Consider the following 16,399-nt stretch of genomic DNA (forward strand, 5'->3'; position numbering starts at 1 on the left):
GCGTCAGTTCGAGTGGAGCTGGCGCTTTCAATTTCGAATGTTGGCGCAGGCCCTAAGCGAGCCGGTCGAGATCGGCCAGTGTCAGCGCGTAGAGCAGCGGCTCGCCCTTCAGAAAGCGCTCGATCTCATCGACGGCCATTGCGCCAAGCCTAGAACGCTCCAATCCGACCGCGCCGGCGATATGCGGCGTCAGGAACACGTTGGGGAGATCGTAAAATGCCGAGCTCGTCTCGGGAATCTCCGGATCTGTGACGTCGATGATGGCATCAATCCGGCCAGTGGCCAGCGTCGCCAGCAATGCCGCCTCGTCGATGATTGCCCCGCGCGCCGTGTTGATCAGCGTTGCGCTATCCTTCATCATCGCCAGCTTCGGCGCATCGATCATATGACGGGTCGAGGGAAGCGAAGGCGCATGAAGAGAGACGATATCCGACATGCGCATGAGCGTATCGAGGTCGCATTTCGCAGCACCTAGCTCCGCGCATTGCGCAGCGCTCAATGTCGGATCGAAAAGCAGGATCTTGAATTCGAAGGGTTTCAGCAGATCGATTACCCTTCGCCCGATACGCGAAGCGCCGATGATGCCGACCGTCCGGCCGTAGTTGCCGATCGCCAGCCGCTGCATCGGATAGGTCCGCTCACGGTTCCGGTCATCCGTGTAATAGTCGCGGAAACGAAAGACGTGCTTGCCGGCAAACAGGATCGCCGCAAGGGTGAATTCCGCGACGGGAACGGCATTGGCCTCCGCCGCATGGGTGACCTGCACACCTGATCTGAAGACCTCCTCGCCGATGATGCCTTTGACCGTGCCGGCGGCATGGGCCACAAGTTTCATCCCTTTCGCGGCCGAAAGCACATCGGCACCAACATGAGGCGCGCCCCAGCCGGTGATCAGGATTTCGGTTTCGGCCAGGATCCGTCTGGCCCGCGCATCGCCAAAATTCTCGAGCGGCTGCCGGTCGAGCAGCAAACCGAGCTGTTCCAGCCGGTCGAGCAGGGCATCAGGGAGCACATGCTCCGTCCGCTGCCCGGGCTGCATAGCAAGCGCAATACCTCTTTGTCTCATGGCATTTGCCCCGGCGCCTCGATGGCGCTGACGGTGATGCCTTCCTTGGCGACGATCGCTTCCAGCGAAGACAAATCCGGCCGTTCAGGCGGCGTTCGCCACGCACCCGACACAACCTGCCGGTCACCCGTGGCTATCACGGCCGTGAACAACACGGTCTCGCCCGCCGGAATTTCACCGCGCAGCTGCGGCACCAGGGTCTTGGCAACGATCATGTTGGTATTCGGCAATGCCTTTTGCACGAGGCCGTCGCGCTCGATGCTGGAGCCGAGATCAGCGATGCCGGAGAAGTCAGCTTCGCCAAGGGCGCAGGCCTGGCCGGCCGCGGCTTCGAGCGTATCGAGGTCGAAATCCTGCTTGGCAATCGCAAAGCCGCCCTCGGCAATCTGCAACGCACGCGGCGACTGGATGCGATGGACGCGAAGATGCCAGGGCGCGGCCGGAACGAGCCAGGTCTCGACGCTGACATCCTTGAAAGGCGACCAATTTGCATAGAGCACGTCGCCGGCAATCTTCGCCACCGTATTGGTTTCACGGACCCGATAGTGAAAGCCGTCATCGCTGAAAGCCAATGCAGAATCGAACGCGCCGCCGGCAAAACTCCGCTCGTCGGCTTCGATGCTGAAGCCATAGTGGGCCGAATATGCGAATTTGGCGTATTTTTCGGTACCAAACCGCATCTGGAGGTTTTCCTGCCCCGATGACAGGGCCACGGCATCCTCACCGGTATGCATGATCACCATGCCGGGATGGCGCTGCGGTGTGACGGGTGCGGCGGCCGGTACCGCCTCTTTCGCCGTCCAGAACGCGTGATCTTCCGGGATTGCCAGCGGCAGGAAAGCCTTGAACGCCCAGTATGGCGAACCGGCCGAATTATAGCTCTCGGACATCAGCAAATTCGGATAGCCGAAGCCGATCGACAGGATGCCGTCGCGGTTCGTCATCGGTTTGTCCCGCCACCAGCGCAGATGCTGCAGGCAGAGATGCTTGACCTCGCCCCACGGAAGCGCTTCCAGATCCGCAAACGCAAGCGCCGACCAGAAGCCTGCGCAGGCGAAACGGTAGGTGAGGCTGCGGCCGAAGGGGATGGTCGCGCCATCATCGGCAAACCAATGCCGGAAATCCCGGGCAAAGAGCAGGGCCCGTTCCCGGTAGCGCTTCGCATAGTCGTCATCGACGAGCTTCGAATAGATCAGCCCGTAGAAATGCATGGCGAAGGGGATGTAGTGATCGACGCGGCGAACGTTGCCATCGCGGTACCAGCCATCACCAACATAGAAGCCTTCGAGCTCTTCGAGATATTGCTTCGTCAAGCTGCGATCGAAATCGGCCCCGACGCGATCGAGTGCGATGTCGACGAAGATGCGGAAGAATTTCCAGTTGTTGTCGGCATAATCGAATTGGCGGGCATGCTTGAGATAGGCGATGACATTGGCGCGCTGGGCGGTATCGAGCGGCTCCCAGATCTTCTCCGGCACCAGCGCGATGGCAAAGCCCAGAGCCGCAAGTTCCACCATCCGCTGATCGCGGCCACCGACCGTGCCCCAATATTCCGGGTGATCGGGATCGGTGCCGTTGGCGATACCGTCGGCGAAACGCTGCCAATGTGCGAAGTCGCCCTTTCCGGCGCCAAGCGGCGCCAGGCCCCAGAGAGGCCGGGCAAAACCTTCAAGATCAGCGGCCGCCCGGTCGAAATGTGCGCCCGCGCCATCGAGCCTGACACGCGCGTTGCCCTCGGAAAAATAGGGAAGCAGCGGATTGAAGAGATCATGAAGGGCGCGGCTCATGTCGCTGCGCGTCTGGAGAGGATTGCCTGCGAGCGGATTGGCGCTGGCCGGATCATAGGTCATCTGCATCACTCATCGATTCTTGCATCTGGCACAGTCCCCCCGGCAACCGGGACGACCGCATGGCATACATGGCGCGCAGGAGCCGTCCTGTCGCGGAAGCGGGCTATCATCAAGGCAATCGCCTCACGGCCGATTGCGGCCCGGTCGACATGCATCGTCGACAGCGGTGGGTTGGTCATCATCGCACAGGGGAGATCGTCGAAACCGACGATCGCAAAGTCTTCGGGAACGCGAAGGCCCGCTTCGGTGACGGCTTCGAGGACGCCGACGGCGACGAAATCGTTCATGCAGAAGGCGGCGGTAAAACCCTTGTTTTCCATGAGAACTGCGGCCATCAGCTCATGCGCCTCACGCGAGGCGCTACCCTGAAATCCCATCGACACTAGGCGCCGCTCGCCGCCATGAACGGCGACAGCCGCATCGAAGCCGCGAACGCGTTCGCGGATCGTGTGGCGATGCGATCCGGTGAAGTGAAGGATCTTGCGATGTCCGGCAGCGAGCAGACGCTCGGCTGCCTGATAGGCACCGAAGAAGTTGGACGGCGACACACCGTCAATCTGTAGACGGGGATCCGTTCCGTTGACGAGCACTACCGGCACCTTCTCCGCCTCTATCCAGCCGCGAAGTGCATCGCTCGGATCGATACCGACCAGAAAGAGCCCCTCGGCCCGCGCCGTCGTCATGTAGCTGCGAACAACCTCGGGCGTAGCGCGGTCCTCCCGGATGAGCCGGACTTCGAAAGCCATCCCGGCTTCCAGAGCGCTCGCCCGCAGCCCTTCGACGATCGCTTCATAGAAAACGCTGAGCCCGCCCGTAACCCCGTCGCTGGCGATCAGCGCCAACCCGCCGGGCGGCGGCTCGACCGTGGACCTCGGCTGATAGCCATATTCGGCGGCCACCCGCAGAATATGCTCGCGCACATTGCCGCTGATACCCGGCTCATTGGCGAGCACGCGAGAAACCGTGGAAACGGACACGCCGGCCGCCGTTGCGATATCGGCCTGCCGCGGCCGTTTGGGTTTCATTTCGTTCATGGCCCGATCTTATGCAAATAATGCAAATTTGCAATTGTTATATAATTTCTTGCAAGTTTATTTTTTTTGCGTAGTCTTCGCCGCATTGCCCTCAGATGTTGGAGGACGGCGAGGGGCAGGCACAAGGAGGAACATCATGCAGATCAATCGACGGACATTTCTGATGGGTTCGGCTGGCGTCGCCACCGGGCTTGCCTTCGGCGCCGGAAGCGCCATCCCGGCCTATGCAGAGGGCACAGAGCTACGCGCGATGTGGTGGGGATCGAACGATCGCGCCAAACGGACACTCGACGTTGCCAAGCTTTATGAAGGCAAGACGCCAGGTGTGAAAATCGTTGGCGAATCCATGAGCGGTGACGGCTACTGGACGAAACTGGCGACGCAGATGGCCGGCCGCGCCATCGCCGACGTCTTCCAGCTCGAGCCGGGAACGATTTCCGATTATTCCAAGCGCGGCGCCTGCCTTGCTCTCGACGAGTTCGTCCCATCGACGCTAAAGGTCGATGCGTTCGGCAAAGACATGCTGAAGCTGACGACCGTAGACAACAAGCTCTATGGCATCGGCCTTGGGCTGAATTCCTTTGCGCTGTTCTTCGACCAAGCCGTATTCGAAAAGGCGGGCCTGCCGCTTCCGACGACGGATCTGACCTGGGACGAATATGCCAAGCTTGCCGTCGAGCTCACCAAGGCCGGCGGCAAGGATAATTATTGGGGCGGTCCCTACGGTGCCCGCTATACCTATGTCTTCGATGCCTGGCTGCGCCAGCGCGGCAAGAGCCTTTATGCCGACGGCAAACTGGGCTTCGGCGTCGACGATGCCAAGGAGTGGTACAGCTTCTGGGAGGATCTGCGCAAGAAAGGTGGCACGGTCGCTGCCGACGTGCAGACACTCGACCAGAACACCATCGATACCAACGCGCTGGCACTCGGCAAGTCGGCGATGGGCATGGCCTATTCCAACCAGCTCGTCGGCTACCAGCTGATCTCCAAGAACAAGCTGGCGATCACCACGCTGCCGCGCGAGAAGAAGGGCGGACCTTCCGGCCACTACTATCGCCCGGCACTGATCTGGAGCGTCGGCGCGACGACGAAGAATGGCGAAGCTGCGGCCAAGTTCATCGATTTCTTCGTCAACGACCCTGATGCTGGTAAGATCCTCGGCGTCGAGCGCGGCGTACCGATGTCGCCGGCCGTCCGCCAGGCGATCCTGCCGAATCTCAACCCGACGGAGCAGGCGGCGGTCAAATACGTGGATCTTCTGAAGGACCAGGTCGGCGACTATCCGGCACCGGCGCCATTGGGATCGACGGAGTTCGACCAGCGCCTGTTCCGCCCGATCGCCGATGAACTCGCCTTCGAACGAACCACGCCCGCCGAGGCCGCGCAACGGCTCGTCGAAGAAGGCAAGGCGACGATCAGAAGCTGAAGTTTCAGCTGAAAACAACGAAAGAGCCCGTCGATGCGGGCTCTTTTGCGTTGCAGTTGGCCACCGCAAGCTCCTGGCCATGGAAGTCTATCATCTTGCAATGAGCACTCCTCCGTCCGGAAAGGGCCTTCGTCAGCCTCAATCCAGCCTGTCGTGCCACTGGTTTCCCACCACCCGTCAGAATCAGCACGGCCGTAATGGAGAAGACATGCAAGACCTCTTACAGGCATCGGGTTACCGCAAGAACGGTAAAATTTGGACATATCAGGACGCCCGAGGCGCTTTTCGGTATAACGATGGCGACGCATCCGAAACGCGTATTCTGAATATCATGCAGTCGGCGACCGATACCTCGCTCTTCTCGAAAGAGCTCGCAGGCGCGATCTCCGACTGGCCGTCGAACTACCATCTCAGCCCGATACGAGCCAATCTCTTCCGTCCGATCAAGCATATGCTGCGCGGACCGATCCTCGAGATCGGCGCCGGCTGCGGCGCGATCACCCGCTTCCTGGGTGAGGAAGGCCATACCGTTCTAGCGCTCGAGGGCAGTGCGCGCCGCGCAAACACCATTGCCGAGAGATGCCGCGACCTTCCGAATGTCACCGTCCTCGCCGAGCCACTGCAGCATTTCGAGGTGCAGCAGAAATTCGCGACGGTGACGCTGATCGGCGTGCTGGAATATGCCCGCGTCTTCTTCGGCGCGGAAGCCGGCCAGGACGCGATCGATCACATGCTGGCAAAGGCCCGGTCCTTCCTGGAGCCCGGCGGTCGGCTGATCATCGCCATCGAAAACCAGATCGGTCTCAAGTATCTCGCAGGCTTCCCCGAGGATCACCTGTCGCGGCCGATGGTCGGCGTCGAGGACCAGTATACGCAGACGGGGCCTGTCACTTTCGGAAAGCGCGAGCTGTCGCACCGCGTCAAGGCTGCCGGCCTGCCGCATCAGAAATACTGGTTCCCCTTCCCGGACTACAAGCTGCCCCGCTTCGTGCTGAACGACGAGGCGCTTGATGCCGACCTGCCGACCGACTTTTCGTCGCTGATCCGCAGCGCCGTCAACACCGACCCGCAGCGGCCGAGCCTTCTCGCGTTCGAGCAGGACCTCGCCTGGGATGTGATCGCCCGAAACGGTCTTCAGGGCGACCTCGCGAACTCGTTCCTTCTCGTGTCCTCGGATCAGGCTATCCCCGCACATGATGTCATGGCGACGCATTTCACCGGCGGGCGAGAAGCCCATTACCAGAAGCTGGTGCGGTTCGTCCGCAAGGGCAATGAACTGGTGGTCGAGCGCGAGGCACTCAAGCCTTCCGAGGATGATGCCGGAAGGCCGTTGAAGATTAATCTCGAGAACGAAAGCTTCGAGAACGGACTGCTGTGGCGCGACATCGGCAAGCGGTGCCTGCTGCAGGATGGATGGTCCGCCGCTCATCTGGCAAACTGGATCGGTGTGTGGCGCGAGGCGCTGGCACAGCACCTTGCCGGCATGGGCCATCCGGCACCCTCAGCCTTGACGGATATGATCCCGGGCTCGCTGCTCGACGCCATTCCGCGCAACCTGATCGTCGGTGAACAGCAGCGCTTCATCGACCTCGAATGGTCCTATGACCAGCCGATCGAATTCGGCTACCTGATTTTCCGCGCATTGTGGGACCTGCTCTCGGACATGCGCGGCGTGGCGCCTCCCACGTCCGATACCAAGGACAAGATCGGCGACTTGATCTTCCAGACCTACGAGCATCTGGGCTACGACGTGGCTGCTCAGACGATCATCGACTATTACGTTGCCGATCTCCGCTTCCATAGTTCCGTCACGGGCATCAATCTGCAACCCAACGCCTCGGCGCTGGTGGCGCCTCTCGGCCGGAGAATCAACTTCGCCAATATCCGCGATCTGGTGAGCCAGTCCCGGAAACTGACCGAGCAGAATCAGGCTTTGATGCAGGAACTGGAAGCCGAGCGCCGCAAGGTCCGCGAGATGCTTGACGCGGTGAACGGGTACAGCCTGCGGACAGCCTGACCTGCGCCGGCTGAGCTGACCTCAAGCGCAGCTGCAAACGGCCCTCGCTGAAAATCGCAAACAGATGTAATCTGTGGCGAGGTTTGGCGAGGATCGGTGCGCAAGAGGCGGGCGGCCGGGTTGGGAGAGTTGATGGCGTTGATGATCATTCGGCGGCGGCATATCCCTGAACGGCTGCCGCGGCCATGACGAACAGTCTCACCATCCCATCCTTCAGCATGTCGCGCCTCCTGCGCCGGGAATGGTTTCTTGCGGTCGGGCTGCTGACCAGCGCCATCATCCTCGGTTTCGGCGAGCCTCTTTTTGCACAGATGTCCAGTCCGGCCGGGTTCGTGCTGGTCTTCTTCTGGCTCTTTGCGGCGGTTCTTGGCTCGGCGCTGTCGGTGGTACGGCACGCCGATCATCTGGCCGAGCAACTCGGCGAGCCCTACGGTACGCTGATCCTGACACTGGCCATCACCTCGATCGAAGTCATGGCCATCTCGGCCGTGATGATCCATGGGGCGAACAATCCGACGCTCGCCCGCGACACGCTCTTTGCCGTGGTCATGATCATCCTGAACGGCATGGTGGGCCTGTCGCTTCTGGTTGGCGGCTGGCGGCGGCCGGAGCAGTCGCACAACATGCAGGGCGCAAATGCTTATCTCGGCCTCATCGTGCCGCTGGCGGCGCTAAGCCTGATCCTGCCGAGTTTTCTTCATACCGACGGCAGCCAGGCCTCGACGCCAAGGCAGATGATCCTGGTGGTCATTTCGGTTGGCCTATACGGCGTGTTCCTGATGCTCCAAGCAGGACGCCATCACCGCTATTTCACCGATGGCAGTGAACCGCGGCATGAGAAGCGCGATGGCGCAGCGCAGAAGAGCACGATACTGCTCCATGCCGTGTTGCTCTTCGCCTATATGGCGCCGGTGGTCTTTCTCGTCGAACAACTGGCACGGCCGATCGACTACATCATCGAGACCGTGCACGCGCCCGCCGCTCTGGGCGGCATCATCATGGCAGTTCTAGTGGCAACGCCGGAAGCGCTCAGCGCCGTTCGCGCCTCGATCGCCAACAACCTGCAGCGGTCGGTCAACATCTTTCTCGGCTCCGTGCTCTCGACCATCGGCCTGACGGTGCCGGCGATGCTGCTCGTTGCCCATCTCACCAGTCATCCCATCACCTTGGGTCTCGAAGGCAGCGATCTGGTGATGCTGACCTTGACGCTTGCCGTCAGTATGATCACGTTTGCCAGCGGCCGGACCCACATGATGCAGGGGGCCGTCCATCTGGTGCTTTTCCTGGCCTACGTCCTGTTGATCTTCCAGCAATAAGCCGCAACGGCAGGAGCCTGCAGCAATGACTTTCGAGCTTCTGATTGCGAAATACGGCTTGCTGGCAGTCTTTCTTGGCGCCGGGATAGAAGGGGAAACGATCGTCATTCTGGGTGGCGTGTTTTCGCATCGCCACCTCATGACGTTCTGGGAGGCAGCCATTGCTGCGAGCTCCGGTTCCTTCATCGCCGACCAGCTGTTTTTCTTCACCGGCCGCCATGCGCGGCGCTGGCCGCGAATCCAGAGGATCGCCGGGAGACCGGCCTTTCAGCGCGCTACCCAGCTTCTGGAGCGCCACCCTGCGAGCTTTATCTTCGCATTTCGCTTCATCTATGGATTGCGGACGATCAGTCCGGTTGCGATCGGCATGTCCGATGTCCCGACCGCGAAATTCATGGCCGTCAATGCCGCCGCGGCCGTGATCTGGGGAACGGTCTTCACCGCTATCGGCTATCTCTTCGGACAAGGCATCGAACAGATTTTTGGCCATCTGCCGCTTCACCGGCACGTTCTCATCGCCATCGCGACCGCGTTGGCCCTCGTGATCGCCTGCGCATTGACCTATCGGAAAGTCCGCGCGGCCTAGCCCTTTGGTCTTAGCCTGATGCTGTCCTTGCTGTGCAATCGAGGGCTATTGCAATTCTTCAAAATGCGGCTTCATATTGTGGCAGCTTTGAACCTTGCAACCGGTAGGCTGCAAAGGGACGCGCATGAGGACTGCAACTCGTAAATTATGAGGTGACAGGATGCGTGAGGGGGGGTCTCGAGGTCTGCAATTGTTCGCCGCGGCTTTATGCGCGACGGGCCTTGCAGCATGCGACAGCGGCAGCAACACCTATGTTGCCCCGCCGCCGGCGAAGGTGCATGTGGCACCACCGCTGCAGCAGAATGTAACCCAATATTTCGAACTGACCGGCAACACGGCGGCGTTCAAATCGGTCGATATCGAAGCCCGCGTCCAAGGGTTCGTCGAAACCATCGACTATCGCGACGGCATGATGGTGACCAAGGGCACGCAGCTCTTCGGCATCCAGAGCAACACCTATCAGGCGCAAGTCGACCAGGCGCAGGCAACGCTCGCTTCGTCACAGGCCGCACAGGTCGGCGCCAATCAGGAATATACGCGTCAGGTCAATCTCAGCGCCCAGAAGGTCGGAACGCAGACGGCACTCGACAGCGCCAAGGCAACGCTCGACCAATCGAACGCAGCGATCCTCAACGCCCAAGCGAGTCTCGATCTCGCCAAAATCAACCTCGGATACACCAAGGTCGAGGCGCCGTTCGACGGCACTGTGACGGCGCATCTCGTTGATGTCGGCACGCTGGTCGGTGTATCCGGCCCGACGACGCTGGCGACGATCGTCCAGACGGATCCGATCTATACCAATTTCAGCATCAGCGAGACGCAGGTGCTGTTGATCAAGCAGGGAATGGCCGCTCAGGGCAGGACCTTCAAGCAAACCGACCTTCCCGCCATCCCGTTCGAAATCGGCCTGCAGGGCGAGACCGGCTATCCTTTCAAGGGCCATCTCGACTATGCGGCGCCACAGGTCGATGCGGCAACGGGCACGCTGACGGTGCGCGGGATCATCGACAACAAGGACCACGCCCTCATCCCCGGCCTCTTCGTTCGCGTTCGTGTGCCTGTTGGCCATCAGGACAAGGCGCTTCTGGTTAGGGACGATGCGATCGGCACCAACCAGCAGGGCAGCTATGTATTGGTTGTCGGCAAGGACGATACGATTGAGCAGAAAACCGTAAAGACCGGCCAGAGCGAGGGCCGTCTGCGCGTCATCGAATCCGGCCTCAGCGCTGAAGACCTGGTGGTGATCGAAGGAATCCAGCAGGCGATTCCAGGCAACAAGGTGGCCCCGGAAAAAGTGACGATGGACGTTCCAGCGGCAGAGGCCTCAGCCGCTGCCGCACCCCAGGCTGTCGCGCAATGAGCCCGCGCCCGGCATTGTCAGCTCAGCGGAGGAGGATGGCATGATCTCGCGCTTCTTCATCGAGCGGCCGGTTCTCGCCAATGTCCTGGCGCTGGTTTTCGTTCTCATCGGCGCCGTTGCGCTGTTCCAGCTGCCGGTGGCACAATATCCGAATGTCGTGCCGCCGACCGTGCAGGTTTCGACCCGCTATCCCGGCGCCAGCGCCAAGACCCTGATCGACACCGTGGCACTGCCGATCGAGCAGCAGGTCAACGGCGTTCAGAACATGCTCTACATGCAGTCGACGAGCGCCAGCGACGGCACCTATTCGCTGACCGTTACCTTTGCAATCGGCACCGACCCCGACCAGGCGCAGGTTTTGGTGCAGAACCGCGTGGCGATCGCCATGTCGTCGCTGCCGGACGCGGTTCAGTTGCAGGGCGTCACGACGCAGAAGAAATCGACCTCGATCCTCGAATTCGTCAGCCTGACATCGCCTGACAGCCGATACGACAGTCTCTTCCTTTCCAACTATGCCGTCATCAATCTGCAGAACGAGCTCGCCCGCCTGCCCGGCGTCGGCAACGTGGCTGTGTTCGGCGCCGGCCAATATGCGATGCGGATCTGGATGAACCCCGGATTGCTGCAATCCCGCGGGCTGACACCGCAGGATGTCATCAACGTGGTGCAGCAGCAAAGCCAGGAGGTGACCGCCGGTCAGGTCGGCATTCCGCCAGTGCCTGCCGGTCAGGACTTCCAGTATACGCTCAATGTCAACGGCAGGCTGAACGACGCTGTCGACTACGAGAACATCATCATCAAGGTCGACGACCAGAGCGGAGGCCGGATCACCCGCATTCGCGATATCGGCCGCGTCGAGCTGGGTGCGCAGACCTACAGCCAGTCCTTCATGCAGAACGGGCGGCCGGCGGCCGGTATCGGCATCTTCCAGCTTCCCGAGGCCAACGCCATCGACGTCGCCAAGGACGTCGCGGCGAAGATGACCGAGCTTTCGAAAGACTTCCCCTCCGGTCTCGCCTATACCGTGCCATTCGATACGACCAAATTCGTGAAGGCATCGATCGATGAGGTCTATGTCACGCTGATCGAAGCCGGCGTTCTCGTGCTGATCGTTATTCTCGTCTTCCTGCAGGATTGGCGGGCGATGCTGGTTCCGGCGACGACGGTGCCGGTGACGATCATCGGCGCCTTTGCGGCCATGGCGGCGCTCGGCTTCACCGTCAATCTCTCGACGCTCTTCGCCATCGTGCTGGCGATCGGCATCGTCGTCGATGACGCCATCGTCATCGTCGAGGGCGTTGCCCGCCATATCGAGGAAGGGATGCCCGGCAAGAAGGCCGCCGAGAAGGCGATGGACGAGCTCTTCGGCCCCGTGATCGGCATCACGCTGGTGCTGATGGCGGTGTTCATTCCTGCCGCCTTCCTTCCGGGGCTGACAGGGCAGCTCTACAAGCAGTTCGCATTGGTCATCGCCGCCACGGCGCTCATCAGCGCCATCAACGCCATGACGCTGAAGCCAACGCAATGCGCCCTCTGGCTGCGCACGCCGGTGCCTCCCGAAAAACGCAATTTCTTCTATCGCGGTTTCAACAAGGTCTACGACAAGGCCGAGAACGGCTATGCGAAACTGATCGGCAACATGGTCCATCACAGCGCCATTGCTGTTCTTTTCGCGCTGGCGCTGATCGGCGTCGCCATCTGGGGGCTTACCCGCCTGCCGACGGCATTTCTGCCGCTCGAGGATCAAGGCTATGTGCTGATCAGCGCGCAGCTGCCCGACGGCGCCTCGAAAGAGCGTACCGACGCCGTCATGGCGGAGGTCGGCAAGATCGCGCAGCAGACGCCGGGCGTGGATCAGGTATTGACGATCAGCGGCATATCGATCCTCGACAATAGCGCCAGCCTGCCGAATGCCGGTGTCGCCTATGTCGTGCTCAAGGACTGGGATGTCAGGGGCAAGGAAAAGGGACAGGACCTGCTGTCGATCTACGAGCACCTGAACGGCGCACTGTCGGATGTGCTGAAGGCGAAGACCCTGGTCGTCGTGCCGCCGCCGATCCAGGGCATCGGCAATGCCAATGGCTTCACCATGCAGGTGGAAATCCGCAACGGCAATTTCGACTATCCGCTGCTGCAGAGCATGGCCGATACCATCGTCAGCAACGGCAATGCCCAATCGTCGCTGCAGCGGCTGAGCACATCGTTTCGTGCCGGCGTGCCCCAGCTTTCGGTGTCGGTCGACCGCATCAAGGCCGAGACGCTCGGCATCACAGTCGGGCAGGTGTTTTCCGCACTTTCAGGCTATGTCGGATCGAGCTACGTTACCCAGTTCAACAAGTTCGGACGAACCTTTCAGGTCTACGCGCAGGCGGCGCCGGAATTCCGCGTCCGCCCCGACGACATCCGCAACCTGAAGGTCAAGGCTGGCGACGGCACGATGGTGCCGCTCGGCACTGTCGTCGACGTCAAGAGCGTTCAGGGGCCGTCGCTGATCAGCCTCTACAACCTCTATCCGACTGCCACCATCGTCGGCGGGGCTGCCGCCGGATTTAGTTCGGGGCAGTCGCTCGATGTCATGGAGCAGATCGCCGACCGGACATTGCCGCCCGGCGCAGGCTACGAGTGGACAGCCCTCTCCTATCAGGAGAAAACCGTCGGCGGACAAATCTACTTCGTTTTCGCGCTTGCCATGCTGCTCGTCTATTTCGTGCTAGCCGGGCAATATGAGAGCTGGATCCTGCCACTCGCCGTATTGCTGGCCGTGCCGCTGGCGCTTCTAGGAACGGTCGGCGCGCTAAGTGCGGCCGGTGTTGCCAACAATCTCTACACGCAGATCGGCCTGATCCTGCTGATCGCGCTTGCATCGAAAAACGCGATCCTGATCGTCGACTATGCGCGCGAGAAGCGGGCCGAGGGCATGGAAATCCTCGAGGCCGCGGTCGAGGCCGCACGCCTTCGCTTCCGGCCGATCCTGATGACATCCTTCGCCTTCATCCTCGGCGTCCTGCCGCTGGTGCTGGCGAGCGGCGCCGGTGCATCGGCCCGCAAGTCGATCGGCATATCGGTTTTCAGCGGCATGATCGCCTCGACCTGCCTCGCCGTCCTCTTCGTTCCGTCGTTCTATGTGGTGCTGCAACGATTCGAGGAATACAGAAAGCGGCGCACGAACACGGCGCCGCAGGCAGCAGAGTGATCAGCGCTTCGCTCTATTGCACGACAACGCGCACATAGACGCCGCCGCTCTTGGCGTAATAGCCGGATCCACACCTGTAATAATAGCCACCGTAATAGGCGCCGTAGACGCAGCCCGCGGGCAAGACGGCAATCGTCGTCGTTGTCCTCGTCACCACGCGCCGCGTCGTCCTGCGCGCAACGCCGGCGTAGGAAAGCGGGGTCAACGGCCGGCCGATCACGGCGTTGGCGGGCGTACCAAAGCTGAGCGATAACGGTACCCATCCGCCGGGCTCGACATGAGCGTCGGCAAGGAGAAAGGCGCCGGTCAGCCCGGCAACAAGCAGGGATTTCGGATATCTCATTTGCTGTCTCCCGGTTGGGTGGGTGCTGGCAGTTCATCGAGCGACTGCAATTCGCTGAGATCGACCTTCTTGGCGCTTTTCGGAATCTCGATTGCATAGGACGCCTTGGCGACATCCGGCCCGCTCTTGAAATCGCTGATCTCCAGCGTGTATTGCGGCGCCTGCCCGACATGTTTGCTGGTGATGACATAGCGCAGCGGCACAGGCTTGGCGCCCGACTGTATCCAGATCTGCCAGTCGATCTCGGGCGTGCGGAACGTCAGATACTCGCATTCGACCCCACCGACATAAGCGCTCGATATATGCTTGGCATCCGTTACGTCGGTCATCAGAATGTCGAAAACATGAGACGACAGCAGATCAGCTCCCGGCGCCTCGATACCCGCATCCGCCAACCGCTCGAACAGTTCGTCCACCGAGCCCTTGGCCTCGATACTGGCATAGGCATCGAGGTTCTTGCCGTGCACCGTCAGAGTCGTCCCGTCAAAACTGACATCGACATCGGCAAATCCGCCGGTTCTGGTGACCCGCAGCTTGTCCGGCCGTGCCAGGCTCGCAGTTCCCGAACTGACGAACTGCAGCTTCTCGAAGTCAGGCGTTACCGCTTCGATCGACGATTGGTAGCTGAACGACATCGCCTTCTGCCCCGCCAGATAGTCCGACATGGACTTCAGGATATCTTTCGCATCGTCGGCGGCAGCCGTCGCGGGCAGGATCAGGCTGATCGCAAAAGAGCCGCAGACGAGCAGGCGCCGCAGCGTTCTGAAATGGGGAACCGATGACATTGCAATGCCTTCCCTTCGATCATGTTGATCCCCAAGTCCCCGGACAGGTGCCCTTCAGCGAGAATCCTACCGGCGATCTGCAAGATCAGAGAATAGATGAAATTTCAGCATTATCGATGCAGGCGGTGCGCAGCCGCGAGCGGTCGCCAGGTTTGGGAATCATGAATAGAGTACACCACTCCCATCTCCCCTCCACGGCAATGGGAACGTCTAAAGATCGCGAAGCTATAGGCCGCTGGTCAGCACCCGCTGACATGTCGGCGACAGCCGTTGAAAGTTATCCCGCAGACAATTGACCCCACGGCCGCCACCGAGCGGCACCGAGCGGCAAAGCGCCCGGAAATCCGGTCCGCAGGTGCGGCGGAGAACAATCAGTTCTTCGCGTGGCGTGAATGACGCCATCGGCATCGCTGCCATCGCTCCGGCACCACCGGCCGCCTTGGCTGTATTGGTAGCAGGAAGAGACGATCCGCTTCCTCCAATCGCGCCAATGGCGGCCTGACAGGATGGCGAAAGCGCCGCATTATGCTGCTGCAGGCAGGCAAGCGCCTGCGCTCCACCCGGCGTCACACCCGAGCACTGCGCCATGAAGTCCGAGCGGCACGCCGATTTGATCGCATCGCGCTGCGCCTCCGTCGGCTGCGCAGTCTGTTTTGGGGAAACGGCCGGAGCTGCGGCTGTGGTTGGCTGGACCGCCGGCGTTTGCGCCGGCGCAGCATCGGTCGATTTCTTCTTCGTCCCGCCCAAAGCCGAGATCGCGTCGCGGCAGGCCTTGGAGAGCGATGCATCATGCTGCTGAAGGCAATTCAACGCCTCCATGCCCCCGGGCGTCACACCCGAACATTGCGCAATGAAATCGGAGCGGCACGCCGACCGGACCGCATTCCGCTGGGCATCAGTCGGTTGCTGCGCGTAAGTTGCGCCGGCCGCAAGGCACATCGCGGACGAGACAAGAAGGCCGAAGGCCCTGCTCGCTGAAAACGAGAATCTGATATGCAGAATATTCGCCAGAAAGGCCGCAAATTTCCCCATGGCTCCCTCCCCGAGGAAGAAATTATCTGGATATATGCAGATACGTGGCGGGGCCGATGAAATAACGCTGGCCTGACAAACTGTCGCCACGCAGGGCATGATCAAAATCTATCACTGCAGGTTTACATTAGCACGTAAATATACTGTCGTGAAGATTGCGTCGTGAGACATGGCGAGCGGTAGAGTCTTCAGCCTGCCAGTCTACTTCATTTCTTCCGCGCCCAATTCCGCGTGCCGTCCGGTCACACCAAGGTTGAACGCAAAAGCCCCGCTTAACGCGGGTTCTATCTATTCTGTTTTGTATCCATGAAGAGGATTTGGTTGCGGGGGCAGGATTTGAACCTGCGGCCTTCAGGTTATGAGCCTGACGAGCTACCGGGCTGCTCCACCC

General features: G+C 60.9%; 12 protein-coding genes. 6 read left to right on the forward strand and 6 right to left on the reverse strand.

Annotated elements, in window-relative coordinates:
- Positions 1–52 precede the first annotated feature (52 nt).
- Genes AC1DIJ_RS11990 through AC1DIJ_RS12000 form a run of 3 tightly spaced genes read right to left on the reverse strand, consistent with a single transcriptional unit; the run spans position 53 to position 3,950 of the window.
- Positions 53–1,066 carry a hydroxyacid dehydrogenase gene (locus AC1DIJ_RS11990; RefSeq protein ID WP_112384965.1) on the reverse strand — a complete coding sequence of 338 codons (1,014 nt, stop codon included), beginning with the start codon at positions 1,064–1,066 and terminating at the stop codon, positions 53–55.
- Positions 1,063–2,916, reverse strand: coding sequence for a DUF2264 domain-containing protein (locus AC1DIJ_RS11995; protein ID WP_112385373.1), 1,854 nt, complete (start codon positions 2,914–2,916; stop codon positions 1,063–1,065). The genes AC1DIJ_RS11990 and AC1DIJ_RS11995 overlap by 4 nt, the downstream gene beginning before the upstream one ends.
- A gap of 5 nt (positions 2,917–2,921) precedes the next feature.
- Positions 2,922–3,950 carry a LacI family DNA-binding transcriptional regulator gene (locus tag AC1DIJ_RS12000; RefSeq protein WP_112384964.1) on the reverse strand — a complete coding sequence of 343 codons (1,029 nt, stop codon included), beginning with the start codon at positions 3,948–3,950 and terminating at the stop codon, positions 2,922–2,924.
- A 136-nt stretch (positions 3,951–4,086) separates the two neighbouring features.
- Between AC1DIJ_RS12000 and AC1DIJ_RS12005 the strand changes: the two genes are divergently transcribed.
- The 6 genes from AC1DIJ_RS12005 to AC1DIJ_RS12030 all read left to right on the forward strand — a co-directional run bounded on the left by AC1DIJ_RS12005 (position 4,087) and on the right by AC1DIJ_RS12030 (position 13,848).
- Positions 4,087–5,376 (forward strand): ABC transporter substrate-binding protein, encoded by a 1,290-nt coding sequence (locus AC1DIJ_RS12005; RefSeq protein ID WP_112384963.1) that lies wholly within the window; start codon positions 4,087–4,089, stop codon positions 5,374–5,376.
- A 208-nt stretch (positions 5,377–5,584) separates the two neighbouring features.
- Positions 5,585–7,393, forward strand: a complete 1,809-nt coding sequence (locus AC1DIJ_RS12010; protein ID WP_162705915.1) for a methyltransferase — start codon at positions 5,585–5,587, stop codon at positions 7,391–7,393.
- Between the two features lie 185 nt (positions 7,394–7,578).
- Complete coding sequence (locus AC1DIJ_RS12015; protein WP_112384961.1) at positions 7,579–8,709, forward strand: calcium:cation antiporter; 1,131 nt, start codon at positions 7,579–7,581, stop codon at positions 8,707–8,709.
- A gap of 25 nt (positions 8,710–8,734) precedes the next feature.
- Positions 8,735–9,295 (forward strand): DedA family protein, encoded by a 561-nt coding sequence (locus AC1DIJ_RS12020; RefSeq protein WP_112384960.1) that lies wholly within the window; start codon positions 8,735–8,737, stop codon positions 9,293–9,295.
- Positions 9,296–9,455: 160 nt separating this feature from the next.
- Positions 9,456–10,655 carry an efflux RND transporter periplasmic adaptor subunit gene (locus tag AC1DIJ_RS12025; RefSeq protein ID WP_112384959.1) on the forward strand — a complete coding sequence of 400 codons (1,200 nt, stop codon included), beginning with the start codon at positions 9,456–9,458 and terminating at the stop codon, positions 10,653–10,655.
- A 40-nt stretch (positions 10,656–10,695) separates the two neighbouring features.
- On the forward strand, positions 10,696–13,848 hold the full coding sequence (locus AC1DIJ_RS12030) for a multidrug efflux RND transporter permease subunit (protein WP_112384958.1): 3,153 nt from the start codon (positions 10,696–10,698) through the stop codon (positions 13,846–13,848).
- Between the two features lie 13 nt (positions 13,849–13,861).
- On the opposite strand, the gene AC1DIJ_RS12035 is transcribed toward AC1DIJ_RS12030, so the two are convergent.
- From AC1DIJ_RS12035 to AC1DIJ_RS12045, 3 genes are all read right to left on the reverse strand, one after another.
- Complete coding sequence (locus tag AC1DIJ_RS12035; protein ID WP_112384957.1) at positions 13,862–14,191, reverse strand: hypothetical protein; 330 nt, start codon at positions 14,189–14,191, stop codon at positions 13,862–13,864.
- Positions 14,188–14,976, reverse strand: coding sequence for a DUF2092 domain-containing protein (locus AC1DIJ_RS12040; RefSeq protein WP_112384956.1), 789 nt, complete (start codon positions 14,974–14,976; stop codon positions 14,188–14,190). The genes AC1DIJ_RS12035 and AC1DIJ_RS12040 overlap by 4 nt, the downstream gene beginning before the upstream one ends.
- 225 nt (positions 14,977–15,201) lie before the next feature.
- Positions 15,202–16,008: a cysteine rich repeat-containing protein gene (locus tag AC1DIJ_RS12045; protein ID WP_477831401.1), complete on the reverse strand. Its 807-nt coding sequence runs from the start codon at positions 16,006–16,008 to the stop codon at positions 15,202–15,204.
- Positions 16,009–16,399: the final 391 nt, after the last annotated feature.

The organism is Rhizobium sp. 10N427 (assembly GCF_056394605.1).

Coding starts and splice junctions, on each gene's coding strand:
- AC1DIJ_RS11990 (WP_112384965.1), bottom strand. CDS start 1,066: ATGAGACAAAGAGGTATTGCGCTTGCTATGCAGCCCGGGCAGCGGACG.
- AC1DIJ_RS11995 (WP_112385373.1), bottom strand. CDS start 2,916: ATGACCTATGATCCGGCCAGCGCCAATCCGCTCGCAGGCAATCCTCTC.
- AC1DIJ_RS12000 (WP_112384964.1), bottom strand. CDS start 3,950: ATGAACGAAATGAAACCCAAACGGCCGCGGCAGGCCGATATCGCAACG.
- AC1DIJ_RS12005 (WP_112384963.1), top strand. CDS start 4,087: ATGCAGATCAATCGACGGACATTTCTGATGGGTTCGGCTGGCGTCGCC.
- AC1DIJ_RS12010 (WP_162705915.1), top strand. CDS start 5,585: ATGCAAGACCTCTTACAGGCATCGGGTTACCGCAAGAACGGTAAAATT.
- AC1DIJ_RS12015 (WP_112384961.1), top strand. CDS start 7,579: ATGACGAACAGTCTCACCATCCCATCCTTCAGCATGTCGCGCCTCCTG.
- AC1DIJ_RS12020 (WP_112384960.1), top strand. CDS start 8,735: ATGACTTTCGAGCTTCTGATTGCGAAATACGGCTTGCTGGCAGTCTTT.
- AC1DIJ_RS12025 (WP_112384959.1), top strand. CDS start 9,456: ATGCGTGAGGGGGGGTCTCGAGGTCTGCAATTGTTCGCCGCGGCTTTA.
- AC1DIJ_RS12030 (WP_112384958.1), top strand. CDS start 10,696: ATGATCTCGCGCTTCTTCATCGAGCGGCCGGTTCTCGCCAATGTCCTG.
- AC1DIJ_RS12035 (WP_112384957.1), bottom strand. CDS start 14,191: ATGAGATATCCGAAATCCCTGCTTGTTGCCGGGCTGACCGGCGCCTTT.
- AC1DIJ_RS12040 (WP_112384956.1), bottom strand. CDS start 14,976: ATGTCATCGGTTCCCCATTTCAGAACGCTGCGGCGCCTGCTCGTCTGC.
- AC1DIJ_RS12045 (WP_477831401.1), bottom strand. CDS start 16,008: ATGGGGAAATTTGCGGCCTTTCTGGCGAATATTCTGCATATCAGATTC.